We start from the raw sequence: 25,206 nt of genomic DNA, 5'->3' as shown, positions 1-25,206 counted from the left end.
GCGGCGGCCAGCGAATGCACGCCGCCTATCTCGGCCTCGGAAGCAACATCGGCGACAAGGCCGCGACCCTGGCCGATGCGGTGGCGCGGCTCGCCGCGACGCCGGGCGTCCGCGTCACCGCGCGCTCGTCGAACTACCGCACCCCGCCCTGGGGCGACACCGACCAGGACTGGTTCCTCAACGCCGCCGTCGGGATCGAGACCAGCCTGACCCCCCACGAACTCCTGGAGGCGGGCCTCGGCATCGAGACCGCCATGGGTCGCGTGCGCGAGCGCCGCTGGGGGCCGCGGGTGATCGACATCGACGTACTGTCCTATGAGGGAGCGGCGATCTCGGATACCCGCCTGATCCTGCCGCACCGCTTCGTACGGGAGCGCGCCTTCGTGCTGGTGCCCCTGGTCGAGATCGCCCCCGACCTGCGCATCGGGCCGGAGACGGTCACCGAGGCCCTGGCCAAGCTCGACGCCCGCGGCATCGTGCGGGCCTGATCAGGGCCGGATCTCGATCGGGGTGCCGGTGTCGACCCGGGCATAGATCGCCGCCATCTCGGCATTGGTGACGCCGACGCAGCCGTTGGTCCAATCGACGAGCCGATGCAGGGGGCCGAGCCAGGACAACCCGTTGAACAGGCCGTGGATCATGATGTCGCCGCCGGGGGCACGACCCGCGGCCGCGGCGCTGCGGGCCTGGTCCGGCGTCGGGTACGAGACCTTCAGCGAGAGGTGAGCGACGCTGCGCGGATTGCGATAGGCGATCGCATAGATGCCCTCCGGCGTTCGGCCGTCGCCCTCGCGGGATTTCTGGCCCTCCGGCGCGAAGCCCAGGGAGACCGGGTAGGTGGCGAGGACCCGGCCGTCGCGCAGCAGCGTCAAGCGCCGGGCAGCCTTCTCCACGAGGATGCGGTCGGCCCGGTCCGGTTCGGCCACGAGGGCCGGCTCGACCCGCAGCCATTGGCGCTGGTCGACGAGAACGAGGGCGAGCAGGGCGAGAACGACGATGGCGGCGCCGGAGGCGATCCGCCACCGCCATCGCGGTCTGCCTGTCCTGTCGGCGCTCACCATTTCAGGGCGCCGGAGCGTCGAGGAGCTTGTTGCCCTCCTCCTCCAGGAGCGGCACGTCATAATCGCGCAGCACCTTCTCGATGTCGGCGCGCCGCTTGCGCAGGATCGTGTTGAGCGTGCGCTTCCAGTCGTTCTCCTCCAGGCGAACACCGAGGGCGATCCGGAAGGTCAGCGGCGGCCGGTCCGGCTCCTGCAGCAACGGCACGACGGCCATCGGCACGCCGCTCTGCTTGGCGAGCCAGCCGGCGGCCGGTCCCCAGAGGATCGCCGCGTCGATGCGCTTCTCGGCCAGATCCGCGATGACCTCGGCCGAGACCGTCTGGTGCTTGCGGGCCGGATCGAGCTGATAGGGCGCGTAGGCCTTCATCGCGCTGACGAGGCCGATTTCGCCCATGCGGTTCACCGGGGGCGTGCCGCCGATGACGCCGATGGATTTGCCCTTGAGCTTGGGGTCGTCGAGGCGGGTGACGCCATCGAACTCGCCCGTGCGGGTGACCAGCGTGTAGGCGGAGCGATAGTACGGGTTCGAGTGCTGGACGAGTTCGCCGCCGGCGGCCGAGCCGATGATGATGTCGCACAGACCCGTGCCGAGGGTGTTGCGGACGAAGCCCGGACCCTGCGTCAGCCAGTAGTATCGGATCTTGACCTTGAGTTCGTCGGCGATGATCGCCGCGATCCGGTTCTCGAAACCATCCTCCTTACGCTCGGAGAACGGCATGTTGCCGGGGTCGCCGCAGACGCGCAGGGTGTCCGTGGTGACGAGGTCGGGCAGCGACTGCGCCGAGGCGCCTCGCACCCCTGCCGACATCAGCAGGAGCGCGAGGGCGAGACGTGTCTTGGTGCGTGAGCGCGCCATCAGCCGCCCAGGCACTCCTTCTCGGCCGTCTTGGCAGCTTCCGGCTTCTCTTCCTTATCGGTCGGGCGGATGCGCGGCATCGCGCCGGAGGCCCGGGCCTTGAGGTAGACGTAGAGGTCGTCGGCGTAGCACATGACGTTCTTATTGTCGCCGAAGGCCGGCATCACGCGCTCCTGACCGGCCTGCGAGTCGCGCTTGCCGCCGGCGAGGATGCCGATGAACTCCTCGTAGTTGATCGTCTTGAGCGAGTCCTTGAGAGCCGGGGCGTAGGTCGAGCCCATCGCGTCCGGGCCATGACAGACGTGACACTCGGCGTGGTAACGGCGGTAGCCCGAATAGGCATACCAGTCGAACTTCTTGCCATCGTTGGTGATGTGGAAGGTCGGGTGGCCTTCTGCGTCCTGATACTTTCCATCCTCGACCTTCACGGCCGCGAACTTGTCGATCAGCTTGGCATCCTTCTCGGGCGCATTCGGGTCGAGCTGATTGGCCAGGGCCGGGTCAGCCTTCTTCGCATCCTGAGCCTGGACGGCAAGGGTCGAGACGGAGGCGAAGGCGAGGGCCGCCACGAGAGGACGGATGGCGGCTTTGCTGATGGTGTGCAACGACGTTTCTCCCAGGAACTCCACGTCGGCTGAGCAGCCGCGTGTTTCACATCTTGTTCTTCCAACTCTAATCATAAAGGTGCCGGCGCGGAAACCCGCGCCGGCACCCAAGGTCTTACCGTAACGTGCGACCGATTAGTTCGGCAGCGAGAACACGGTCAGCTGACCACCGAGGTTGGTGTAGTTCGAGAGGGCGGCGTAACCACCCACCGCACCGAGGCCGGCGTTCGGGTCGGTCAGGCCGGCCGCGAGGCCGATGCCAGCCCAGCCACCAACACCCGACAGGATGCCGACGAACTGCTTGCCCTTGTGGCTGTAGGTCATCACGTTGCCGATGATGCCCGACGGGGTCTTGAACTTATAGAGTTCCTTACCCGTCTTGGAGTCGACAGCCTTCAGGTAGCCTTCCAGGGTGCCGTAGAACACCACGTCGCCGGCGGTGGCGAGGGCGCCCGACCACACCGAGAACTGCTCGGCGTTCGACCACTTGATCTTACCGTTCACGCCGTCCCAGGCGATGAAGTTACCCATGCCGCCGTGGCTGTTGGGGGCCGGGTACATGGCCAGGGTCGCACCGACGTAGGGCTGGCCGGGGGTGTAGGAGACCCGGAACGGCTCGTAGTCCATGCAGACGTGGTTGGTGGGCACGTAGAACAGGTTGGTCTTCGGGGAGTAGGCAGCAGGCTGCTGATCCTTCGAACCCAGCGCCGCGGGGCAGATGCCCTTGGAGTTGGTGTCCTCACCGTTCTGCTCGGTGGAGTACTTGGCCTGGACGAGCGGGCGGCCGTAGTTCTTGGAGCCCTTGTCCATGTCGACCTTGGAGGCCCAGTTCACGACCGGATCGTACTTCTCGGCGACCAGGAGTTCGCCGGTGGCGCGATCGAGGGTGTAGCCGAAGCCGTTACGGTCGAAGTGGGTCAGGAGCGGACGCTCCTTGCCGTCAACCTTCTGATCCGTGAGGATCATCTCGTTGATGCCGTCGTAATCCCATTCGTCGTGCGGGGTCATCTGGTAGACCCACTTGGCGGCGCCCGTGTCGGGGTTACGCGCCCAGATGGTCATGGACCACTTGTTGTCGCCCGGACGCTGCTTGGGGTTCCAGGTCGAGGGGTTGCCCGAGCCGTAGTACATCAGGTCGAGCTTGGGATCGTACGAGAACCAGCCCCAGGTGCAGCCGCCGCCGGTCTTCCACTGATCGCCTTCCCAGGTCTTCAGCGAGGAGTCCTTGCCGACCGGCTTGCCGAGCGAGGTGGTCTTCTCGGGGTCCATCAGCATGTCGGCGTCGGGGCCCTGGGAGTGGCCGCGCCACACCTTCTTGCCCGTCTTGGCATCGTAGGCGGTGACGTGGCAGTTCACGCCGAACTCGCCGCCGGAGATGCCGACGATGATCTTGTCCTTCACCGGGAGAACAGTGGCGGTGTTGGTCTCACCCTTCTTGGGGTCGCCGTTGACGACGGACCAGTTCACCTTGCCGGACTTGGCGTCGAGCGAGACGACCGTGGTGTCGGCCTGGTGCAGGATGATGGCGCCATCGGCGTAGGCGAGACCACGGTTGACCGTGTCACAGCACATCACCGGGATGACCGACGGGTCCTGCTTGGGCTCGTACTTCCAGGCGATCACGCCGTCCTTGTCGAGATCAAGGGCGTAGACGATGTTCGGGAAGGGAGTGTGGACGTACATCATGTTGCCGACGACGAGCGGGGAGCCCTCGTGGCCGCGCAGCACGCCGGTCGAGAAGGTCCAGGCAACCTGGAGCTGCTTGACGTTGCTGGCGTTGATCTGGTCGAGCTTCGAATAGCGCGTGTTGGCGTAGTCGACGGTCTGAAGGACCTGCTCGGCCGGATTGGCCGTGCGCTTCAGGACGTCTTCGTTGGCGAACGCCGTGGTCGAAGCGACCATGCCGGCGCCGAGTGCGAGAAGATGTACCGCTCTCATGGATTCCTCCGACAGATCTTGCAGCCGTCATCATGCGGAAAATCCACAGGATCACGCCGTGATCTGACTGTTTGCGACAGGGATAGGTTCGCCTCGGTAGCGGACGCCAAACCCTTGGAACCAAACCTTGAAAGGTCGGTGCTGGATTTGTGTGGTCAGGGGCCGCTATCCCTTTGCGGCGCCCCTCGAAACCGAAGCTTGAATGAACTCTAAGAAAAATTCCGGCGGCGTCAACACGCTTGCGCACCGTCCTCCCAGGCTTCGCACAAGACCTCGTGAGCCTCCGGACGACATTCCGACAGGCTCGCGCTTCGCACCATAAGATTGTGCGGCGCAATATCTCGAGTTGGTAAGACAAAGTGATTTGAACACCTTCGCCGGATCTTCATGCGTCATGCGCATACGCGCTCAGCTTGGCGGGAGGCGATATGCCGGTAACGAGGTTCCGGCGTTCAATCCACCGCACCGCCATTCGGCGGGGATGAAATAAAATTCCAAAATCGCTATATAATGCAAAAATGTTGGCGGCTCAGGATCGGGAGCGCGCGTAGGTCCGGAAGAAGACCGATGCGGCCCGGCGACGATCCGATGCGCGGTCTCGCCGCATCCACGCCTCGGGCAAGTGGGGACATCTCTCCGTCCGGACGCGAACCGAGGGCGAATCAGCCCGCGATGACGCCGGGAAAACGCCCTGCAAGGGAGGCACGGTTCGCCTCGATCCAGGCACGGTCGCGCTGCCCCCGCGGCCGATCGAGGGCGATGGTGCCGAGCAGGGTCGCCGGACGTCCGGAGACGAGGAGCAGCCGGTCGGCGATCTCGAGGGCCTCGGCGACGTTGTGGGTCACCATCAGGACGCCCATGCCCGAAGTCCCGACCGCCGCGACCACGAGGCCGCGCAGGGCGGCGGCGGCACTGTCGTCCAGGGACACGAAGGGCTCGTCGAGGATGAGGATGCGCGGCTTCTGCGCCAGGGCCCGCGCCAGGGAGACCCGTCGGGCCATGCCGAGGGAGAGCGCGCCGGGATAGCGTCCGCGCCAGGGGGCCAGCCCGAGGGATTCGAACAGGGCGTCGAGGTTCTGTCCTCGTGCCGGCCTCGGGAGGGTGAGGCGGACGTTCTGCTCGACGGTGCGCCAGGGCAGCAGGCGCGGCTCTTGGAACGCCATGGCGATGCCGGCCTCGTCCGGCGGCGGCGTGACGCTGCCCTCGTAATCCGGGTCGAGACCGAGAAGGATGCGCAGGGTCGTGGTCTTGCCGGCCCCCGACGGGCCGATCAGGCACGTGATCGCTCCGGTCGTCACCGTGAAGGCGAGGCCGCGCACCGCCTCCACCGGTTCCGGGCCGGTGCCGCCATAGACCTTGCGGATGATCTCGACCCGGAGGGCTGCGCCGTCGGGGCCGGGCACGGCCCTGCCGTCAGCGCCAGCGTCGGACATAGGCTTCGAGCCGCTGGAGGATGAGGATGTCGATGGCGATCATCACGCTCATGAACACGATGCTGTAGCCGACGATCGCCGCCACGTTCAGGCTCTGGACGAAGTAGTAGTTGATCGCGAAGCCGACGCCGTTGGGGCGGCCGAGCAGCTCGATCACGAGCACGATCTTCCAGGCGAGAGACAGGCCGGAGCGTGCGGCGGCCACCGCGAAGGGCTGGAGCTGCGGCACCAGCACGTGGGCGATCCAGGTCCGCCGGTCGAAGCGGTAGCTGCGCGCCATCTCCTCGAGCTGCGGGTCGAGGCCGCGGGCTCCCTCTCGCAGGATCACGGCGACGTTCGGCAGCTTGTTCAGCACCACGGCGACGATGGCGGCCGCCTCGTTGAGGCCGACCCAGATGTAGGCCAGCACCGTGATCACCAATGCGGGCGTGTTGAGAAGGATGAGGAGCGGCGTGTCGAGGACGAGGTTCAGCCGGCGCGAGCGCCCCAGGGCGATCCCGAGGAGCACCCCCAGGGTCATCGCCAGGAAGAAGGAGATGCCCACCCGCGACAGGGTGATGCCGACGTTCCACCACAGGTCGCCGGTCGCGGATTCGCGCGCGATGAAGTCCAGGATCGCCAGAGGCGCCGGAAGCAGCCGCGAGCCGGCGGCCGCGGCCGCGGCCTGCCACCCCGCGAGGAGGACCAGCACGGAGGCGAGACGGGTGGCAAAGCCCATGGGGTCAGGGCGTCGGGCGCGCGGCGGACCGGCGCGGGGCGGCCTCAGCCATTGCCGGTGCCGTCGAAGTACAGGCCGGTGGGGAGCGTCGTGCCCGCGCCGACGAGGCGTTCGCCGCCGAGGCGGGCCATGACAGCGAACAGCTTCTCGCCGTCGCCGCGCTCCGTGGCGAGGGGCCGGCGCGGGATGCCGGCGAGGAAGTCGCGCTTGAGCGCCTGGAACGTCGCCTCGTCCTCCGCCGACATCAGCGGGCGCACCACGTCCCAGGCGGCGGGGTCGTTGGCGAGGATATCCTTGGCGGCCTTGGACGCGCGGGTGAAGCCCATGACCGCCTCGCCCTTGTCCTTCACGACGGCGTCGTCGAGGAGGTAGCCGATCAGGGCCATCGAACCGGTGGCGCCGAAGGCGCGCATGATGTCGTCGGAGCCTATCAGGCGGCGGAATCCCTTGGGCTCCAGGCGGGCGCAGTAGGTCCAGTACAGGAGCCCGGCATCGAGTTCGCCCTGCTCCAGCTTGAGCGCCAGGAGGGGTGGCGCCCCGAAGGCGATGGTGGCCTGGGTCTCGAGGTCGATGCCGGCGGTGTCGCGGGCCTGGGCCTTCAGCAGGAGCCAGTTCTTGTCCAGGGGACCGCCGGCGACGCCCAGGCGCTTGCCCTTGAGATCGGCCAGCGTCCGGATCGGGCTGTCGCCCGGCACCATCAGGGAGCCTTCGGTGGTCGAGTAGGGGAAGAAGCGGATGGCGCGCCCCTCGTTGCCAAGTCTCGCGGCCCAGAGCAGGTCGCCCACGATGGTGTCGACCTGGCCGCCGAGGAAGGCGATCCGCGCGGCGTCGTTGCCGGCGAGCTTGACCACGTCGAGGGTGAACCCGTTGGCGCTGTCGAGGCCGCGCGCCTTGATCACCGCCGCCTCCCAGGAGACCGTGCCGAAGGGCAGGCTGCCGACCCGGAACGCCGGCCGCGCCGCCCGCGCGGGACGGGCGAGGCTCCAGGGCAGGGGCAACAGTGCCGCCGTCGCGAGCAATCCGCGCCGTGACAGCATGAGGGACTCTCCCTGGATTCGAAGTCGAACGCTCGGGTTGTCCCGTGAAGGCCGGCGCTGGTTGGCAATCTTCATAGGAGGTCGGGCACAGGGCGTCCACAGGACGAATTGGCAAGTCCGCCGGGCGGATGGTCGCCCCCGGAATCGCAAATCTCTCCGAAGGGGCTCAGATACCTTGCGCATGGCAGGGGGGCGGCGCAGGATTTCAGCCTGTTCGACATCGATGCTTCTTCGAGGGAGATTTTAGACCATGGCCGGCACGCGGGACGACGTGATCGACGACGCCACCGTCACGGAGCGCCTCGCGCGGGAGCTCCCGGCCTGGCGTCTCGAGGAGGGCTGGATCCGGCGCACCTACAAGACCGCGGGCTGGAAGGGCACGCTGATGGTCATCAATACCGTAGGCCATCTCGCCGAGGCCGCCTGGCACCACCCGGACATCACCGCCTCCTACGCATGGGTCGAGGTGCGGCTGACCAACCATGCCGCCAAGGGGATCACCGAGAAGGACTTCGCGCTCGCCGCCAAGATTGAGGAGGTGGTCGGCTGGCAGCCCGGCACCGAGGGCGGCGCGCTGGAGGGCACGCCCACCGACCCGCGCTTCGCCTACATCAAGTACGACCGCTAGATCCGGGTGGCCGCTCAGTCGGCCTGTTTCACCCGCCGGCATTCGGTCTTGAGGTAACTCGTCTTGCCGACCTCGTCCCGCAGATCGGTGCGGGCGATGATCTCTTGCCAACCGTTGGTGCAGCCGAGCTCGTTCGCGACGCGGACCTTGCGGACCTCGCTCGCCTTGTCGTCGGTACAGGCCTCGATCGGGATGCCGTTGGCACAGACGAGGACGACGGCAATGAAGGCGTTCATGGGCGGACCGTCATGGGCGAACTCCGGCGAGGCGATGCTCGACAGTTACGCGGCCGGGCGGCGTCCGGTCTCACTCGATCGTGAGAATGTGATCGGCGGAGAAGTCCCGCCCCTCCACCGGGTTCGCCACCCAGCGGGTGCGCCCGATCCGCAGGTCGTGCCCGGCATGGAAATGGCCCGAGACCCAGAGGTCCGGCCGGACCGCCTCGGGGAGATCCTCGAGGGCGGTGGTGGCGTAGAAGGCCGGGACCCACCACGGCACCCCGGGCACATCCCGGAACGCATCGGCCGCGCGCGGGCTTGCTGGGTGGTGGGTGACGCAGACGGTCGGCCCGTCATGGGTCTGCGCCAGGGCGGCCGCCAGCTGGGCACGTTCCCGGTCGTGTGCCGCCATCGCGTCGGCGGGCGACCAGACCGTTCCGTCGCCGTTGCGGATCGATCCTCGAAATTCGCGCGAACCGGTGATCGGGTCGGTCATCCGCGCGGCCGCGTAGGCAACCGGGTCCTCCGGCGCGTCGGCGATGCGCCCGTCGAGCCAGCGCCCGGCCAGAGACCAGTCGCTCCACAGGGTGGTGCCGACGAAGCGCACGCCGCCGAGTACGACGGCCGACCCGCGCTGGAGGAGGTGGATCTCCGCCCCCTCCCCGTTCAGGCGCAGGACCTCGGACTCCAGGTCGGCGAGGAGTTCCGGAGCCGTGCGCCCGTCGCCGGTCGGCGCGTAGTGCTCGTGGTTGCCCGGCACGAGCACGATCGGGCGGCCCTGCGCCAGGGTCATCAGGGCCGCGAGCCCCGATTCGGGCCGGCCCTCGTGCAGGTCGCCGGGGCAGACCAGGACGTCGAAGGGCTGGCTCGGGCGCGGGATGACGTCGAGGCGCCGGCGCTCCAGGTGCAGGTCGGAGATGGGGAACAGGCGCATGCTGGGCGTGGAACCTTTCAGGGAACCGGATTCTCGGGTGCGGCGTTCGCCGCGCGCCATTCGGCGCGGGCGGCCTTCAGGATGTCGCCGGCCGAATCCGCGTTGAGGATGGCGATGCCGGCGGCCGCGATGAGATCCGGCCAGGCCGAGAGGGTCAGGGCCGTGGCGAGGCCGGCGGCGATGATCGCGAGGTTGGCGAAGGCGTCGTTGCGGGCCGAGAGGTAGGCCGCTCGGGTCAGGCTGCCGCCGCCCGCGCGGTGCCGGGCCAGCATCGTCGCGCAGGTGAGATTGACCGCGAGCGCCCCGAGGCCCGTGAGCGTCAGGGGGAGTGGGGCCGGGGGCGCCATCGTGGCGAACTTGATCCAGGCGGCGTAGGCGGTGGCGAGTGCCGGCAGGAGCAGGATCACGGCGAGGACGGCTCCGAGCCGGGCGCGGTTGCGTACGCTCCAGCCGATGCCGGCGAAGATCAGCAGGTTGATCGCCGCGTCCTCGAGGAAGTCGAGGCTGTCGGCGATGAGCGCCAGCGACCCGATCGCCAGGGCGACGCTGATCTCGATGCCGAAATACGCGAGGTTGAGCCCAGCGACGCGGGCGACCACCGGGCGCAGGGTGGCGGACGGGGTGGGCGTGGCGGACACAGCGGCGGCTCGACCTGTCTGGAGGGAGAGATCGGCCCGTACCTGGGCCCGGCACCTCGCGACGACGGTCTCCATGGCGCGAGATGCCTCCGGCTGTCGAGGCTCAAGATCCGGCCCGGTGCTTTTCGGGCGCCGGATACTGGATTTGGCCCGCCGCCTGTGCGAGGCGAAAAGCCAAGCCGCACGAGACCTGCGTGCAAGCAATCAAAGTCAGGGGAAACCGCCGATGATGCCCGAACTGCGCGTCCTGTACTTCGAGGATCTCGAGGTCGGCCTGTCCGAGACGCTGAACAAGGTCATCGCCGCCTCCGACGTGGTGGGCTTCGCCGAGATCACCGGTGACCGCAATCCCATCCACCTGTCCGAGCACTTCGCGGCGCGCACGCCCTTCGGCACCCGCATCGCCCACGGCCTCTACACCGCCGGCCTGATCTCGGCGGTGCTCGGCACCCGCTTGCCCGGACCCGGGGCGGTCTACATCAGCCAGACCCTGAACTTTCGCGCGCCGGTGCGCATCGGCGACACGGTCGAGGTCACCGTCGAGGTGGCCGAGCTGGTGCCGGAGCGCCGCCGCGCCCGCCTGAAATGCACCTGCTCGGTGGCGGGCGAGGTCGTCCTCGACGGCGAGGCGCTGGTGAAGGTGCCGACCAAGGTGGAGGCCGATCCCCTCGCGGTGCGCATGGGCGGGCGTCCGGCGAGCGCCTGACGCCCGCCATGTCCGCGCCGCTCCGGTCCGCGCCGATCGCCATCGACGATCCCGCCGACCCGCGCCTCTCGCCCTACACGGCGATGCGCGAGCGCGACCTCATCGGGCGTGCCGGCCGCTTCATCGTCGAGGGCGAGGTGACCCTGCGGGTGATGCTCTCGGGCCGGGCGCGATTCGGCCTCGAATCGGTGCTGCTGGCGCCCGAGCGGCTGGCCGGCCTGGAGGCGGCCCTGGTCCGGCTGCCCGAGGGGGTCCCCGTCTACACCGCTGCAAAGCCCGTGATGAGCGCGATCACGGGGTTTCCGATCCATCGCGGCGTCCTCGGCGTCGGCTTGCGCGAGGGAGAGGCACCCGGTGATGCGCGCGCCGACCTGCCGCCCGCCCCGGCCCCGGCCCTCGTGGTCGGTCTCGTCGGCTTGACGAACCACGACAATGTCGGCGGCCTGTTCCGCAACGCCGCCGCCTTCGGGGCCGACGCGGTGCTCCTCGACGGCGGCACCTGCGATCCACTCTATCGCAAGGCGATCCGGGTCTCGGCCGGCGCCGCGCTGGTCGTCCCCTTCCTGCGGCTCACGGACGCCGACGCGATCCTGGCCTTCGCGGAACGCCAGGCCCTGGAGCCCCTGGCCCTGAGCCCCGGCGGGGCCGAGGCCCTCGCGACTCTGGCGCCGCCCGAGCGAACCCTGCTCCTCCTCGGGAGCGAGGGGCCGGGCCTGCCGTCCGACCTGATGGTGCGCCTGCGCACCCTGCGGATCCCGATGGCGCCGGACTTCGATTCGCTCAACGTCGCCACCGCCGGCGCCATCGCCCTGCACCACCTCGCCCGGACGGGATAGCGCTGAGCGGGCGGCCCGGCTGCGAAGCAGCCTCTACGCGCGACACTGCGCCCCCATTGCCGCGCGCCCCGCTACGGTCAAGATTACGCACCGGGCCCTGCGAGCCCTGGACGGACCATTCTTGCGCGCCACATGCGCTCAGAGATGGAGCGCGGACGAAGGAGTTGCGAGCGTTGTTGCAGTCACGGGACGGCTTACGGACCCTGTCCGGACGCCGCGTCATCATCGTCGGTGCCGGTCCCGGCGGCCTCGCCACCGCACTCCTCCTCGCCCGGGCCGGCGTCCACGTCACGCTGCTGGAGAAGGATCCGGCGGTGGGCGGACGCACCAAGACCGTCGAGGCCCCAGGCGGCTTCCGCTTCGACATCGGCCCGACCTTCTTCCTGTATCCGCAGATCCTCGCCGACATCTTCGAGACCTGCGGCGAGCGTCTCGAGGACCACGTCAAGCTCGAGCGCCTCGATCCGCAGTACCACCTCGTGTTCGAGGCCGGCGGCGAGATCCGCGCCACCAACGACATGGACCGGCTCGAGGCCGAGGTGGCGCGCATCGCGCCCGACGACGCCAAGAACGTGCGCAAGTTCTTCGCCGACAACCGGGTCAAGCTGAAGTTCTTCAAGCCGGTCCTGGAGCAGGCCTTCCACACGCTGCGGTCCATGGCCTCCCCGGCGATGATCGCCGCCCTGCCCCACCTCCATCCGGGGCGCAGCGTCGACAAGGATCTGCGGCGCTACTTCAAGGACCCGCGGGTCCGCCTCGCCTTCGCATTCCAGACCAAGTACCTCGGCATGTCGCCGTTCCGGTGCCCGAGCCTGTTCACCATCCTGTCCTTCCTCGAATACGAGCACGGCGTCTATCACCCGGTCGGCGGCTGCGGCGCCGTCTCGGAGGCGATGGCGGGCCTCGCCCGCCGGATGGGCGTCGACCTCCGCCTCGGGGCGGGCGTCGAGCGGGTGCTGTTCGAGGGCAAGCGCGCCAGCGGCGTCGTCTGCAACGGCGAGACGCTGCAGGCCGATGCGGTGGTGATCAACGGCGACTTCGCCAAGGTCATCCAGGATCTCGTGCCGCAGCAGCACCGCCCGCGCTGGCGCGACGCCAAGATCGAGAAGGCGCGTCTCTCCTGCTCGACCTTCATGCTCTATCTCGGCCTCGACGGGCCCATGCCTGAGGCGCTCGGCCACCACACCATCCTGCTGTCAGAGGATTACGCCCGCAACATCCGGGAGATCACCGATGGTATCCTGCCGATGCAGCCCTCGCTCTACGTGCAGCATGCGGGCTTCACCGACGGGGGCATGGCGCCCCCCGGCCAGACCAGCCTCTACGTGCTGGTGCCGGTGCCGAACCTGAAGGCCGGCATCGACTGGAAGGACCTGCGCGTCAGCTATCGCCAGCTCGTCCTCGATCGCCTGAAGCTTCTCGGCCTCGGCGATATCGAGGAGCGCATCCGCTACGAGCGCATCGTCGACCCGACGGAGTGGCGCGACGAGTTCTTCGTGCACGAGGGCGCCACCTTCAATCTCGCCCACGACCTGATGCAGATGCTCTATTTCCGCCCGCACAACCGCTTCGGGCCGGGCCTCTACCTCGTTGGTGGCGGCACCCATCCGGGCTCAGGCCTGCCGGTGATCTACGAGGGAGCGCGCATCACCGCCCGCCTCCTCATTGAGGAGCTCTCGGCCGGACGCGTCGGGGCCGCCAGCGCCGGCATTCCCACGACCGCACCGCTCGCCGCCTCGGGCGACGCCACTTGAGGCGGTCGCCGAGGCTCCTGGCGGTCGGCTGCGCCCTCTTCCTCGTCTCAGGGATGGCCCGGGCCGCCTCCGTGGTGGTGGAGGTCGAGGGCATCGAGCCCGGCGGCCTCCTCTCCGTCGCCCTGTGCCAGGACGGGCTGTCCGAGGCCGATTGCCGGACCGGGCAGCAGGCGCTGCCCCGCGCCGCGGCGCAGCGCTTCGTGTTCCAGAACGTGGCGCCCGGGATCTACGCCGCGGTGGCCTACCAGGACACCAACGGCAATGGCCGCCTCGACCGGACCGGCCTCGGCCTGCCCCTGGAGCCCTATGGATTCTCCGGCGAGTCGGCCCGCTCCGCCCGCCCCGACTTCGCCCGCGCGCGCTTCACCGTGCGGGAGCCGGGCGTGGGCGTTCGGGTTCGCCTGTCGCGCGCCCTGCCGCCTCGCTGAGCGCCGCGTGAGCGTCCGTTCCGAGCCGCTCCTGCGGGTGGCCGGCGCCGCCCTCGCTTATCGGGGCAACCGCGTGCTGGAGGGCGTCGACCTCGCCCTCGGCGCCGGCGAGACCCTCGCCCTCCTCGGCCCCAATGGCGCCGGCAAGACCTCGCTGATGCGCCTCGTGGCCGGCCGGCTCGCCCCGAAGGCCGGGAGCGTCCGCGTGGCGGGCGACGATCCCCACCGGATTGCATCGGCGCGCCGGGGGATCGGCTGGGTGCCGCAGGAGATCGCGCTCTATCCCCGCCTGTCGGTCGCCGAGAACCTGTCGGTCTTCGCTCAGCTCGCCGGCATCACCCGAGGCGAGCGCGCCGAGGCGGTGGCGACGGGCCTCGCGCTCTGCGCCCTCGCCGAGGTCGCCCGGCGCCCGGTCGGTCAGCTCTCGGGCGGCTATCAGCGCCGCGTCAACATCGCCGCCAGCCTGATGGCACGGCCTCGCCTCGTCCTCCTCGACGAGCCGACGCAGGGGGTCGACCTCCACGCCCGCGCGGCGATCCACGCGGTGCTCGGGCGCCTGCGCGAGGCGGGCACCGCGCTCCTCGTCGCCACCCACGACTTTGCCGAGGCCGAGCGCCTGGCCGACCGGGTCGCGATCCTGGCCCGGGGCCGGCTCGTCACCGATGGCCGCCTGTCCGACCTCCTGGCCCGCATCCGCGCCGATGCGCCCGAGCACGAGGCGGTCCTCGTCGCTCCCGCCGATGCGGCGGCGGAAACAGTCCTGCGCCGGGCGGGCTTCGTCCCCGTCGATACCGGCTCGACCTGGCGGGCGCGCCGCCTCAGCGGCACGCTCCGCGACGGCGCGAACCTGCTCGGCGGCCTCCGGGACGCGGGCGTCCCCATCGCCGAGATTCGCATCCGGGCCCCCGGGCTGGAGGCGGTCTATCGCGAGGCGCTGGCAGGCGACGGGGCCGGTGTGCAGGAGAGCGCCGCATGATCTCCGCCGCCTTCCGCGTGATGCTGCTCGGCCTGATGCGCGATCGCGCCGCCCTGGTCATGGCCTTCGTGCTGCCCACCGTGATCTTCACGATCTTCGCCGCGATCTTCTCGGGGGCGCTGGGCGACCGCATCCGCATCCATGTCGGCCTCCTCGATCTGGCCCGGACGGCGACGACGCAGCGCCTGATGCAGGCCCTGGAGGCGGATCCGTCCCTGCGGGTCGGGCGTCTCTCCGCCGCCGACCTCGACGGCGCCGTCGCGGCGGTGCGCCGCGGCGAGGTCGATGTCGCCCTGGTGCTGCGCGGCGACCTCGATGCCGGCTCGACCCGTGCCGACCAGCCCGTGGTGCTGATCGAGAACCCCGCCAAGGCCCTGGCCACCCCGATCGCTCTCGGACAGCTCCAGCGCGTCCTCAACGAGGCCCTGCCCGACGTGGTCCTGGCCCGGATCGTCGCCGACGTGGAGCGCTCGGGCAAGATCGGCCCGGACGAGCGCGCCTTCCTCAACTCCGCCTTCGCCGAGCAGCGCGCCCGCAAGGAGCCCTTCGCCTTCGCATCCCTGGTAGAGCGGCGCAGCACCGCCTCGGGCGCCACGAACGACCGTGTCAGTTACTATGCGGGGGCGATCACGGCGGTGTTCCTGCTCTTCGCCGCCATGCAGGGCGCCTTGTCCCTCGTCGACGAGCGCCAGTCCGGCCTCGCCGACCGGCTGATGGCGGGCCCCGGCGGGCTCAGTGTGGTGGTGCTCGGCAAGTTCCTGTTCCTGGTGGGCCAGGGCCTCGTCCAAGCCGGGCTGATCTTCACCGCCGCCGCCATCCTGCACGGGGTCGACATCCTGCCTCACGCGGGCGCCTGGCTGGTGACCTCCCTCCTGGTCTCGGCCATGGCGGCCGGCCTCGCGCTGGCCGCCTGCGCGGCCTCCGCGACCCGTCAGCAGGCGCACCTGGCGGCCACCTTCGGCGTACTGCTCCTCTCGGCGGTGGGCGGCAGCATGGTGCCCCGCTTCCTGATGCCGCCCTGGCTGCAGGAGGCCGGCTGGCTCACCCCCAATGCCTGGGCCATCGAGGCCTACCAGAACGCCCTCAGCGAGGGCTGGGCCGCCGCCCTGCCCGCCTGGGGCGTGATGGCCGCCGTGACGGTGGTGGGCTTGGGGATGGCGCTGGGGCTGGTGTCGCGGCGAACGATCTAGGATGGTGCGGGCGAAGGCGGCGTCTCCGCGCCGCGACCGGTTAGCGCGTTGACCGCGCGGCCATCCGGTCTAGCTTCATGCAGGGTATGGGCTTTCGGACCGGCCCGGGGAGTAACACGAACATGCGGGCTGGGTCTTCGGTCGCCGTCGTCGGCGCAGGGTTGGGCGGCCTGGCGGCGGCCTGCGTGAGCGCCGCGCGCGGCCACAACGTCACGCTCTACGACAAGAACGACTGGCTGGGCGGCAAGGCCGCGGTCCTGCACGAGGGCGGCTTCCGGTTCGACATGGGGCCGACCATCCTCACGGTGCCGAAGGTGCTGGAACGCATCTTCCAAGAGGCCGGGCGCAACATCCACGACTACCTGGACCTGCGCCGGCTCGATCCGCAATGGCGCTGCTTCTTCGACGACAACACCCAGCTCGACCTGATGGCCGATGTGCCCACCATGGCCGCCGACATGGAGCGCTTCGCTCCCGGCACCGGCGCCGGCGAGGGCTACAAGAAGTTCCTCGAGATCTCCGAGCACCTGCACGACGTCTCGAACAAGTTCTTCTTCTGGAAGCCGGTCGAAGACCTGTTCGACACGATCAACATCCGCGCCAACATGAATCCCGGCACCCTGCGGGACGTTCTGTCCCTGCGCATGGGCTCGTCGGTGGCCGGCACCATCCGGTCGAAGGTGAAGGATGCGCGTCTCGCGCAGATGCTCGACCACTTCGTGCAGTATGTCGGCTCCTCGCCCTATGGCGCCCCGGCCGTGCTCTGCGCCATCGCGCACATGCAGACCGCCGAGGGGGTCTGGTACCCGATGGGCGGAACCCGCGCGGTGGCCGAGGCCCTGACCAAGCTGGCTTCCGAGCTCGGCGCCACCCTTCGGCCCGGCGACGAGGTCTCCGGCCTCGCCATCGAGCAGGGCGTGGTCAAGGGCGTGCGGACCGCCTCCGGCGTCACCCCATTCGACGCCGTGATCTCGAACATGGATTCGGTGCGCACCTACCGGGAGCTCGTGGGCGGCGACGTCGGCAAGTCCTACGAGAAGAAGAGCTTCGAGCCGGCCTGCTCCGGGGTGGTGCTCTATCTCGGGCTGAACAAGCGCTACGAGCACCTGAACCACCACGACTTCGTCTTCTCCCGCGACCCGGAAGAGGAGTTCGACTACATCTACCACAAGGGCGAGCCGGCCCCGGACCCGACCGCCTACCTGGCGGCTCCCTCCTCCACCGACCCATCGGTGGCGCCCGAGGGCGGCGAGGCGCTCTACGTCCTCGTCCACACGCCCTATCTCCGCCCGCACCACGACTGGTCGAAGATGTTCCCGGCCTACCGGCAGGTCATCCTGGACAAGCTCAAGCGCACCGCCGACATGCCGGACCTCGAGGAGCGCATCGTCGTCGAGCGCCACCTCACACCGCAGGACATCCACGAGCGTTACAAGGTGCTCAACGGCGCGATCTACGGCCTCGCCTCGCACGGCAAGTTCATGGGCGCGTTCAAGCCGGGCAACCGCTCGCGGCAGGTGCGCGGCCTCTACCTCGCCGGCGGCGCGGCCCATCCGGGCCCGGGCATGCCGATGGTGATGATGTCGGGCTGGATCGCGGCGGATGCCCTCGACACCGATGCCCGGGGCGAGGAGCGCGCCAGCGCCTGAGGGCCGTCCCATGTCCCGCGAGGACGGCACAGCCCGGTCGCCCGCCCTGTGGCGGTTCATGGTCGGGTATTTCGACCGCTACGTGCGGCGCCACCTCAACGCCCTGCGGCTCGCCCGCTGGGGCGTGCCGGCTTGCGCCGACCATCCCGGCCCGGTCGTGGTCTACTGCAACCATCCGGCCTGGTGGGATGCCGCCGTGGTGATCCTGCTCGCCGGGCGGCTGTTTCCCCGCCGCGAGAGCTACGCGCCGTTCGACGCGCGGATGCTGGAGAAATACGCGGTCTTCGCCCGGATGGGGGCCTTCGCGGTGGATCTCGAATCGGCCCGCGGCGCGGCTCAGTTCCTGAAGGCGACGCGGCGGATCCTGGGGGCACCGAACCGGATGATCTGGATCACCGCGCAGGGGCGCTTCCAGGACGTCCGCGCCCGGCCGCTCGGCCTGCGCGCCGGCGTCGGCCGCCTGCCCGAGATCGCCCCCGACGCCCTGTTCATACCGCTGGCCCTCGAATACGCCTTCTGGGAGGAGCGCGGCGGCGAGGCCTTCGCGGCCTTCGGCACGCCCGTGAGTGGGGCTGCCCTCCTCGCCCTGCCCCGGCCGGAGCGACTCGCCCGGATGGAGGCGGAGTTGACCGCGACCCTCGACGCCTTGAGCGCCGACGTGGTCTCGCGCGAGGCGGGGCGCTTCACGCCGCTCGCGTCTGGTGCCAAGGGGGTCGGCGGGATCTACGATCTCTGGCGGCGTCTCGGCGCGGTCCTCGCGGGGCGGCGCTTCGAGCCGGCCCACCGCCAGAAGGGAGATCCGGTTCCGTGATGCTCGGTCTCGCGATCCTGGCCCTGGCCTGCGCGGCGCTGCCCGCCCTCGTCGCCTGGGTGAACCTCTCGATCCTGCGTACGCCGGAGCCGGACCTCGACGTCCGGGCCCGGGTCTCGGTGCTGATCCCCGCCCGCAACGAGGCCGCGGTGATCGCCGCGACGGTGCGGGCGGCCCTCGGCAGCGCCGGCGTCACCCTCGAGGTTCTCGTCGGCGACGACCATTCCACCGATGACACCGCCGCCATCGTCTCCGCCATCGCCGACGAGGATCCGCGCCTGCGCCTCGTTCCCATCCCACCCCTGCCCGAGGGCTGGACGGGGAAGAACCACGCCTGCGCGCGCCTGGCCGAGGCCGCGACCGGGACACATCTCCTGTTCGTCGATGCGGATGTGAGTCTCGCACCGGCGGCGGCGGCCTCCCTCGCCGCCCATGCGCGACGGACCGGGAGCGCCCTGGTCAGCGGCGTGCCGCGCCAGCACATGGGCTCGCTGGGCGAGCGCCTGACGGTGCCGATGATCAACTTCCTCCTCCTCGGCTACCTGCCGATGGCGATGATGCGGGCGTCCCTGCGCCCCAGCCTCGGGGCCGCCTGCGGCCAGCTCGTCCTCGTCGGGCGTGAGGCCTATGCGGCGATCGGTGGCCACGGCGCCGTGCGCGGCAGCCTGCACGACGGCGTCGTGTTGCCGCGCCGCTTCCGCCAGGCCGGCTACCGGACCGATCTCGTCGCCGGCCACGCCCTGGCGACCTGCCGGATGTACCGCGGCTTCGACCAGAGCTGGGCCGGTTTCTCGAAGAACGCCCACGAGGGCATGGCGACCCCGCGGGCCCTGCCGGTCTGGACCCTGCTGCTGGCCGGCGGACACGTGCTCCCGTGGCTCCTCCTGCTGGCGGGTCTCTTCGGTCTCGGGTCCGGCCATGCCGTGTTCCTGGCCTTCGCGGCCGCCCTCGCCTCCCTCGCGACCCGGGCCGCGATCACGCTCGTCACCCGCGAGCCCCTGGGGACGATTCTCCTGCATCCGGCGACGGTCCTCGTCGCCCTGGCGATCCAGTGGACCGCCCTCCTCCGGCGCAAGGGCAGCGGCACGCCCCTGTGGAAGGGTCGGAGCTACCCGATCGGTGGCCCTTGAGTCTCTGCCGCGATCCAGGCCGCGGTGTCGGGGTCGGCCCCTGCCACGGGCAGGTGCAGGATGATCGGCGTCTCGTAGGGGTGGCGGGCCTTCAGGGCTTCGCTCAGGGGTTCCGCCAGGCCCTCCCGGCTCTTCAGGATCGCGACGACCTCGGATCCGTGCTCCACCGCGCCCTTCCAGGCGTAGACGGAGAGCATCCCCGGCAGGACGTTGACGCAGGCCGCGAGGCGCAGCCGCACCAGCGCCTCTCCGACTTTCAGGGCGGTGCCGGCATCGGGGAAGGTGGTGTAGACGAGAAGCGGCCGCTCCATGCTATGGGTCTCCGACCAGGGCTCTGCCGTTCCACCGGCGGGAACGGGCCGGCGGGGATGCCGGCAGGACTGGAATCGGGACGCTGGAGCGAATGCTCCGCGTCGGCAAGGTGGTCGGCAAGGCGGATGTGAGCCCATGGCCCGGCGTTTCGAACGGCTCGCCTTCGTCGCGAGTCCCACGGAGGACGCCCGCCAGGCGGCCGCGACCCTGATGCGCCGCTACGACCACGTGCCGCCCGACGAGGCGGACGTGGTGGTGGCGCTGGGCGGCGACGGGCTGATGCTCCAGACCTTGCACCGCTTCATGCATGCCGGGAAGCCGATCTACGGCATGAATCGCGGCACCGTCGGCTTCCTCATGAACGAGTTCCGCGAGGACGGCCTGATCGAGCGCCTGGAGAGCACCAAGCGCAGCATCATCCACCCGCTGATGATGGAAGCCGTGGACACCGAGGGGCGCCGGCATCAGGCTCGCGCCCTGAACGAGGTCTACATGCTGCGCCAGACGCACCAGACCGCCAAGCTGCGGATCTCGGTCGACGGCCATGTCCGCCTGCCGGAGCTCATCGCGGACGGCGTGCTCGCGGCGACCCCGGCCGGGTCCACCGCCTACAACCTGTCGGTGGGCGGCCCGATCCTGCCCCTCAACGCCCGGCTCCTGGCCCTGACGCCCATCTCGGCCTTTCGGCCCCGGCGCTGGCACGGGGCCTTGCTGCCGGATTATGCCCGCATCCTCATCGAGGTGCTCGACGCCGCGCACCGGCCGGTGGCGGCGGTGGCCGACCACACCGAGTTCCGGCGGGTCTGCACGGTGGAGACCTGGCTCGACCATGCCACCAACCTGACCCTGTTGCACGACCCCGGCCACAGCCTCGACGAGCGTATCCTGCGCGAGCAGTTCGGCTGATCGCCGGTCAGGCGGCGAGCCGCGCGCGGTCCTCGCGGTAGCTCGCGATCAGCGCCTCGGGGATCGCATCGAGCACGACCTCCGTGGCGAGCGCGCGGTTGCGTGCGCGGCTGCCCTCGAACTCGGCGAGCAGCGCGTCGGAGAGACCGTCGAGGATCAGGCCCACCGGATCGGTGCGGGTCGACTCGGCCTCGGCCGGAACGGCGGCCAGACTTTCGGCGACCGCGACGGCGTCAGCTTCCGCCGGCGCCTCCGGGACCGACAGGTCCGTCACCGTCGGCAGTTCCTCCACCGTCGGCAGGTCTTCCGCCGTCGGCAGGTCTTCCGGAGCGGAGCCGGCCACCACGGTCGGGTTCTCGTCCGCAATCTCTTCGGCCTTTTCGGCGCCGCCTTCGGGTGCCGCTCGGTCCGGCGCGGTCTCCACCGCCTGCGGTACGTCCCAGTCCGCGAGGATCTGACGCTGAGCCTCTCGCCACTCGCCGTCGAGGATCTCGCGCTCGATTCGCAGGATCTCGCTCCGCTCGGCCTCGGCGGCCATTTCGCGGGCGAGCACCCGCGCCTCGTCCCGGGCGGCCTCCGCCTCGAAACGGGACAGGAGCGCCATGACGCTCTGCGCCTCGGCGAAGGGCATCGTCTCACAAGCGGTCAGCGCCCGCTCGATCATCAGGCGCGACAGGCCCGCCCCGGCGCTGGTGATGGCCCCCTGCCCGGCTTCGCGCCAAGCCGAGAGCGCCGCGCTGAAGGCCGGCAGCAGCACCGCTGGCAGGCCGGCCTTGCGGTGGAGGGCCGCGAAGGCGCCGCTCGAGGCATCGTGCATCAGCCCGGCCACCCGGCGGACCGGGAGACCGGCGAGGTCGGCGAGCGCCGTCTCGGCGAAGGCCATGTTGCCGGAAAGGATTGCCCGCAGCAGCAGGCCGGCATTGAGCTGGCCGCCGGCCTTGAGGTGGGCGACGAGGCGGGCGAGGTCGACGGGATGGGCCTCGGCGCAGAAGGCCAGGGTCGTGCGCTCCTGCGCCTCGCGGCTGGCGCGCGCGCTGCGGGCCGGCGTGAGCCAGCCGGACGACACCGCGAAGGCGGAGAGCGATTCGGCGAGGCGGGTGGTCACGCTCTGGCGTACCTCGAGGGGCAGGTAGGGCCGGGCCAGGATCGCCTCCCGCAGGGCGGCGACATCGCCGTGGCGCTCCACCATCCGCATCAGGCTGCCGGTGGTGATGTGGGCGCTGCGGTTGCGGGTCAGCACGACCAGAGCTTCGGCCTCGGCGATCTCGGCCAGCGCCCCTGCGACGGCCGGGGACAGGTCGATCCGGCTCGCGATGGCGCGGCGGGCGGCGGCGCACCCGATGGCGACGCCGTCGACGAGGTCGGCATCGCTCAGCACCGGCGAGCGGGCCAGCACCAGGGTGGCGATCTCGGCCTGGTCGCCCGCCAACGCCACGATCAGGGTGCGCGGAGCGTTCGCGCAGGCCGCGCAGGCTTCGGCCAGGGCCCGGCGCACCAGGCTGGAGGGATCGTCGAGGAGGGCGAGGAGCGCGGCCTCCGCCTCCCACGCCACGTCCTCGCCGAGGCCGCCGTAGAGATAGGCGCGGGCCAGGGAACCCGCGGCCTCCGCCCGTCGCGCCGCGGAGGTGTGCTGCGTCCAGGCGAGGAACTGGCGGATGATCATGAGCCGCTCCGGATCGTGAAGAGGGACAGGTCGAGGGGAGCGCCGGCGCGGGCCGGCTGGGCGGAGGCGCCGAATTCCGCCGGACGGCGCGGCGGCAGGGGCGCGCCAACGAGGGCCGCCGAGGCGGCGGGTGCGACGCTGGCGGCGACCGCCGGGGCGGCGAGGGGCGCGGTCGTGCCTTCGGTGCCGTCCGAGCGCGGAAAATAGGTCGGTGCGGCGCGCGCGGGCTCCGGCCGGCTCGCCTCCTGTCCGGCGCCGCGACCCTGCCAGAGGCGCGCGACCCCGGCTGAGACGCCGCCCTGCTGCCGTGGGTCGGTCTGGAACATCGAGCGCAGGCCGCCCTCGTTGAGGGAGGCGTAGGCGGTGGTCCCTTCGGGCAGCGCGATCGTGGCGGCGGGCGTGCTCGGCGCGGTGCCCGCGCGGGCCGTGGCGAGGTGGGCGTAGAGTTCGGCCGCGCCGCGGGGACGCCCGGTCCGGTCGTAGAAAAGGCCGCGATTGGCGGCAGCCGCTTCCGGCATGTCGAGGGCGGCGGCCCGGGCGGGGCTCGCCTGTGCCGTGGCGATGAGGGCGGCGGCTCCGCGCGCGCCGAGGACGTGGGCGGCGTAGAGGTCGCCGCCGGTGGGTTCGCGCCCGAGGGCGGTGGTCAGGGCCTCGCGGTTCCGCTCGGTGAGGGCGCCCGCCATGGTGGCGGCGATGCGGGGATCGCGGCGCAGGTCCAAGATGGTCTGCTTGGCCGCCGGGTCGCTCACCGTATAGGTGCCGTCGGTCCCCTTGGTGATCGCGTCCGCGTAGGTCCCGAGGCCGAGCCGGGGCCCGGCGGTCTTCATGGTGCCGAGCCAGGTCTGCTCGATGAACTGGAACAGCCCGGTGGCCGAGGAGGTCGCGGCCTTGGCGGAGGGATCGAGCGAGGATTCCCGCTGCGCCGTGGCCAGGAGATAGTCGAAGCCCGCGCCGGAGGTCTGCGCCCCGTCGCGGATCGCCTCGACGACCCCGCCCTGTGCACCCGCGCGCCCGGCAGCGCTGTCGCGCGTACCCAGATCCCGGCTGGCACCGGTATCGCGGGCATTGGCGGGAGGCGTGGTGAACAGGAACATGGCCGTCCGGCTGGGGGCGGACCCAGGCGCCGCACCGACGGCAACTTTGTTCTCCCTATGGTAAAGGAAGGTTGAAGAGCCGATCGTCCTGCGCTGCCCGATTTCAGGATTCATCCATCGGCGAAAGGTCTTCGGAAAAGGTCAGGCCCTCGTCGGCCCAGCCCGTGAGCCCGCCGAGCATGAGCTTGACCGGTCTGCCGAGCTCGGCGAGCCGCAAGGCCGCCTGGTCGGCCCCGTTGCAATGCGGTCCGGCGCAGTAGACCACGAACAGCGTGTCCGTGGGCCAGGCGGCGAGTCGCTCGGCGCTGATCAGGCGGTGCGGCAGGTGTACGGCGCCCGGGATGTGACGGCGCCGGAACGCCGCCTCCGACCCGACCGCGTGCAGCAGCACGAAGTCGGGCGGACCGGACGCCAGGGCGGATGCCACGTCGGCACAGTCGGTCTCCAGCGCAAGGCGACGCCGGAAGTGGTCGCGCGCGACGGCGGGCGGGCAGGCGGGAATGGCGGTCACGGCACTCATCGTCGGTCTCCGTCTTAGGGGCGGACAGACCTAGCAGCGGGCGCGGGACTTGGCGGCGAGCCCGATTGCCAGTTAGCGTCGCGTTTATGCCAAAGCCGCAGGCTCGCCTCTCCCCCGCCGACCGTCTCGTGGTGGTGCTGGCCTATGACGGTCTCTGCACCTTCGAGTTCGGCGTCGCCGTGGAGATCTTCGGCCTGGCGCGGCCCGAAATGGGACCGGACTGGTACCGCTTCGCCGTGGCCGCGGTCGATCCCGGTCCGATGCGGGCCGAGGGCGGGGTGCGCCTCCTCGCCGATGGCGGCCTCGATCTCCTGGATCGGGCCGGCACCATCGTGGTGCCGGGCTGGCGCGGCGCGGAGATGCCGGTGCCCGAGCCCCTCTCCGCCGCCTTGCGCCGGGCCGCCGCCCGCGGAGCGCGCATCCTGTCGATCTGCTCCGGCGTCTTCGTCCTCGCCGCGACGGGGCTCCTGGAGGGGCGCCGCGCCACCACCCATTGGCGCCATGCCGTGGCGCTGGCGGCGCGCCATCCCGGCATCCGCTTCACCCCCGACGTGCTCTACGTGGACGAGGGTGTGATCCTGACCTCCGCCGGCTCGGCCGCCGGGATCGATCTCTGCCTGCACCTCGTGCGCCGCGATTTCGGGCCGGCCGCCGCCAACGCCGTCGCCCGGCGCCTCGTCGTCCCGCCGCACCGCGACGGCGGCCAGGCCCAGGTCGTCGCGGGGGCGGTCCCGGCGCTCCACGAGGCGGCGCGGATCGGCCCGCTGCTCGACGCGATGCGGGCGGAGCCGGCCCGTGACTGGCCGGTCGCCCACCTCGCCGACCGCGCCGGCATGAGCGCGCGGACGCTGCTGCGCCGCTTCTTCGCCGCCACCGGCACGACGCCGGCCCGGTGGCTCCTCGACCTGCGGGTCGCCCGCGCCCGGGACCTGCTGGATCAGGCGGACGAGCCGCTCCAGGCCATCGCCGAGGCGGCGGGCTTCGCCACGGCCGCGAGCCTGCGCCGGCACTTCCGCCGCCGCTTCGGGGTGACCCCAGCGGCCTACCGGGCCGGCCGTATCGCGGATTTCGAAACGACTTGCACGGCCGCCGACAAACCACGGCACTGAAACGCAAAAACGCCCCGAAGGGCGCAGGGTTGGCTGGTCATGGTTGGGAAATTTGG

At 70.7% G+C, this 25,206-nt stretch carries 27 protein-coding genes; 13 read left to right on the top strand and 14 right to left on the bottom strand.

Annotated features, from left to right (window positions below; all coding sequences use genetic code 11):
* Positions 1–14 precede the first annotated feature (14 nt).
* The gene (folK, locus tag AC0IWM_RS16225) at positions 15–488 is read left to right on the top strand and encodes a 2-amino-4-hydroxy-6-hydroxymethyldihydropteridine diphosphokinase (RefSeq protein ID WP_471756714.1); all 474 of its coding nucleotides are present in this window, start codon (positions 15–17) and stop codon (positions 486–488) included.
* On the opposite strand, the gene AC0IWM_RS16220 is transcribed toward folK, so the two are convergent.
* From AC0IWM_RS16220 to AC0IWM_RS16190, 7 genes are all read right to left on the bottom strand, one after another.
* Complete coding sequence (locus tag AC0IWM_RS16220) at positions 489–1,061, bottom strand: L,D-transpeptidase family protein (RefSeq protein ID WP_471756658.1); 573 nt, start codon at positions 1,059–1,061, stop codon at positions 489–491. It abuts the gene before it with no gap.
* A gap of 1 nt (position 1,062) precedes the next feature.
* Entirely contained in the window at positions 1,063–1,917 is an 855-nt protein-coding gene (gene xoxJ / locus AC0IWM_RS16215; RefSeq protein WP_471756656.1) for a rare earth element methanol dehydrogenase accessory protein XoxJ, read from the bottom strand.
* Entirely contained in the window at positions 1,917–2,522 is a 606-nt protein-coding gene (locus AC0IWM_RS16210) for a c-type cytochrome, methanol metabolism-related (RefSeq protein WP_471756654.1), read from the bottom strand. The genes xoxJ and AC0IWM_RS16210 overlap by 1 nt, the downstream gene beginning before the upstream one ends.
* A 135-nt stretch (positions 2,523–2,657) precedes the next feature.
* Positions 2,658–4,460: a lanthanide-dependent methanol dehydrogenase XoxF5 gene (gene xoxF5, locus AC0IWM_RS16205; RefSeq protein WP_471756652.1), complete on the bottom strand. Its 1,803-nt coding sequence runs from the start codon at positions 4,458–4,460 to the stop codon at positions 2,658–2,660.
* Between the two features lie 662 nt (positions 4,461–5,122).
* On the bottom strand, positions 5,123–5,893 hold the full coding sequence (locus tag AC0IWM_RS16200; protein WP_471756650.1) for an ABC transporter ATP-binding protein: 771 nt from the start codon (positions 5,891–5,893) through the stop codon (positions 5,123–5,125).
* The gene (locus AC0IWM_RS16195) at positions 5,874–6,611 is read right to left on the bottom strand and encodes an ABC transporter permease (protein WP_471756648.1); all 738 of its coding nucleotides are present in this window, start codon (positions 6,609–6,611) and stop codon (positions 5,874–5,876) included. The genes AC0IWM_RS16200 and AC0IWM_RS16195 overlap by 20 nt, the downstream gene beginning before the upstream one ends.
* Before the next feature lie 44 nt (positions 6,612–6,655).
* Positions 6,656–7,648 (bottom strand): ABC transporter substrate-binding protein, encoded by a 993-nt coding sequence (locus AC0IWM_RS16190; RefSeq protein ID WP_471756646.1) that lies wholly within the window; start codon positions 7,646–7,648, stop codon positions 6,656–6,658.
* Positions 7,649–7,898: 250 nt separating this feature from the next.
* Between AC0IWM_RS16190 and AC0IWM_RS16185 the strand changes: the two genes are divergently transcribed.
* A complete protein-coding gene (locus AC0IWM_RS16185; RefSeq protein WP_056469000.1) occupies positions 7,899–8,276 on the top strand; it encodes a 4a-hydroxytetrahydrobiopterin dehydratase in 378 nt (125 codons plus the stop codon).
* A gap of 14 nt (positions 8,277–8,290) precedes the next feature.
* Here the strand turns inward: AC0IWM_RS16185 and AC0IWM_RS16180 are convergent, their stop codons facing one another.
* The 3 genes from AC0IWM_RS16180 to AC0IWM_RS16170 form a co-directional block, all read right to left on the bottom strand.
* Positions 8,291–8,512 (bottom strand): hypothetical protein, encoded by a 222-nt coding sequence (locus tag AC0IWM_RS16180; RefSeq protein ID WP_055949561.1) that lies wholly within the window; start codon positions 8,510–8,512, stop codon positions 8,291–8,293.
* A gap of 70 nt (positions 8,513–8,582) precedes the next feature.
* Entirely contained in the window at positions 8,583–9,428 is an 846-nt protein-coding gene (locus AC0IWM_RS16175; RefSeq protein WP_471756644.1) for a metallophosphoesterase, read from the bottom strand.
* A 17-nt stretch (positions 9,429–9,445) separates the two neighbouring features.
* Positions 9,446–10,066, bottom strand: a complete 621-nt coding sequence (locus AC0IWM_RS16170; protein ID WP_471756642.1) for a cation efflux transmembrane domain-containing protein — start codon at positions 10,064–10,066, stop codon at positions 9,446–9,448.
* 226 nt (positions 10,067–10,292) lie between these two features.
* Between AC0IWM_RS16170 and croR the strand changes: the two genes are divergently transcribed.
* The 9 genes from croR to AC0IWM_RS16125 all read left to right on the top strand — a co-directional run bounded on the left by croR (position 10,293) and on the right by AC0IWM_RS16125 (position 19,546).
* Entirely contained in the window at positions 10,293–10,772 is a 480-nt protein-coding gene (croR, locus tag AC0IWM_RS16165; RefSeq protein WP_471756640.1) for a 3-hydroxybutyryl-CoA dehydratase, read from the top strand.
* 8 nt (positions 10,773–10,780) lie between these two features.
* On the top strand, positions 10,781–11,608 hold the full coding sequence (locus AC0IWM_RS16160) for a TrmH family RNA methyltransferase (protein ID WP_471756638.1): 828 nt from the start codon (positions 10,781–10,783) through the stop codon (positions 11,606–11,608).
* 173 nt (positions 11,609–11,781) lie between these two features.
* Positions 11,782–13,362, top strand: coding sequence for a phytoene desaturase family protein (crtI, locus tag AC0IWM_RS16155; RefSeq protein WP_471756636.1), 1,581 nt, complete (start codon positions 11,782–11,784; stop codon positions 13,360–13,362).
* A gap of 53 nt (positions 13,363–13,415) precedes the next feature.
* Positions 13,416–13,790 carry a DUF2141 domain-containing protein gene (locus AC0IWM_RS16150; RefSeq protein WP_471756712.1) on the top strand — a complete coding sequence of 125 codons (375 nt, stop codon included), beginning with the start codon at positions 13,416–13,418 and terminating at the stop codon, positions 13,788–13,790.
* Between the two features lie 7 nt (positions 13,791–13,797).
* On the top strand, positions 13,798–14,766 hold the full coding sequence (locus tag AC0IWM_RS16145; protein ID WP_471756634.1) for an ABC transporter ATP-binding protein: 969 nt from the start codon (positions 13,798–13,800) through the stop codon (positions 14,764–14,766).
* On the top strand, positions 14,763–15,956 hold the full coding sequence (locus AC0IWM_RS16140) for an ABC transporter permease (RefSeq protein WP_471756632.1): 1,194 nt from the start codon (positions 14,763–14,765) through the stop codon (positions 15,954–15,956). Before AC0IWM_RS16145 ends, AC0IWM_RS16140 begins: the two co-directional genes overlap by 4 nt.
* A gap of 122 nt (positions 15,957–16,078) precedes the next feature.
* Positions 16,079–17,605, top strand: coding sequence for a phytoene desaturase family protein (locus AC0IWM_RS16135; protein ID WP_471756630.1), 1,527 nt, complete (start codon positions 16,079–16,081; stop codon positions 17,603–17,605).
* Between the two features lie 10 nt (positions 17,606–17,615).
* Positions 17,616–18,416, top strand: a complete 801-nt coding sequence (locus AC0IWM_RS16130) for a lysophospholipid acyltransferase family protein (protein WP_471756628.1) — start codon at positions 17,616–17,618, stop codon at positions 18,414–18,416.
* Entirely contained in the window at positions 18,416–19,546 is a 1,131-nt protein-coding gene (locus AC0IWM_RS16125; RefSeq protein ID WP_471756710.1) for a glycosyltransferase family 2 protein, read from the top strand. The genes AC0IWM_RS16130 and AC0IWM_RS16125 overlap by 1 nt, the downstream gene beginning before the upstream one ends.
* Here AC0IWM_RS16125 and cutA read toward each other — a convergent pair.
* Positions 19,525–19,857, bottom strand: a complete 333-nt coding sequence (gene cutA / locus AC0IWM_RS16120) for a divalent-cation tolerance protein CutA (protein WP_471756626.1) — start codon at positions 19,855–19,857, stop codon at positions 19,525–19,527. The two genes, AC0IWM_RS16125 and cutA, sit on opposite strands and share 22 nt — an antisense overlap.
* Positions 19,858–19,993: 136 nt before the next feature.
* On the opposite strand from cutA, the gene AC0IWM_RS16115 reads away from it, so the two are divergent.
* On the top strand, positions 19,994–20,764 hold the full coding sequence (locus AC0IWM_RS16115) for an NAD kinase (RefSeq protein WP_056468962.1): 771 nt from the start codon (positions 19,994–19,996) through the stop codon (positions 20,762–20,764).
* A gap of 7 nt (positions 20,765–20,771) precedes the next feature.
* Here the strand turns inward: AC0IWM_RS16115 and AC0IWM_RS16110 are convergent, their stop codons facing one another.
* The 3 genes from AC0IWM_RS16110 to AC0IWM_RS16100 all read right to left on the bottom strand — a co-directional run bounded on the left by AC0IWM_RS16110 (position 20,772) and on the right by AC0IWM_RS16100 (position 24,041).
* Entirely contained in the window at positions 20,772–22,427 is a 1,656-nt protein-coding gene (locus tag AC0IWM_RS16110; RefSeq protein ID WP_471756624.1) for a DUF2336 domain-containing protein, read from the bottom strand.
* On the bottom strand, positions 22,424–23,521 hold the full coding sequence (locus AC0IWM_RS16105) for a lytic transglycosylase domain-containing protein (RefSeq protein ID WP_471756622.1): 1,098 nt from the start codon (positions 23,519–23,521) through the stop codon (positions 22,424–22,426). Before AC0IWM_RS16105 ends, AC0IWM_RS16110 begins: the two co-directional genes overlap by 4 nt.
* A gap of 103 nt (positions 23,522–23,624) precedes the next feature.
* The gene (locus AC0IWM_RS16100) at positions 23,625–24,041 is read right to left on the bottom strand and encodes a rhodanese-like domain-containing protein (protein WP_471756620.1); all 417 of its coding nucleotides are present in this window, start codon (positions 24,039–24,041) and stop codon (positions 23,625–23,627) included.
* A gap of 86 nt (positions 24,042–24,127) precedes the next feature.
* Between AC0IWM_RS16100 and ftrA the strand changes: the two genes are divergently transcribed.
* On the top strand, positions 24,128–25,150 hold the full coding sequence (gene ftrA / locus AC0IWM_RS16095; RefSeq protein WP_471756618.1) for a transcriptional regulator FtrA: 1,023 nt from the start codon (positions 24,128–24,130) through the stop codon (positions 25,148–25,150).
* The last annotated feature ends 56 nt before the right edge of the window (positions 25,151–25,206 follow it).

Source organism: Methylobacterium sp. AC433 (assembly GCF_979253015.1).
This window is presented reverse-complemented; position numbering and strand designations above follow the sequence as displayed.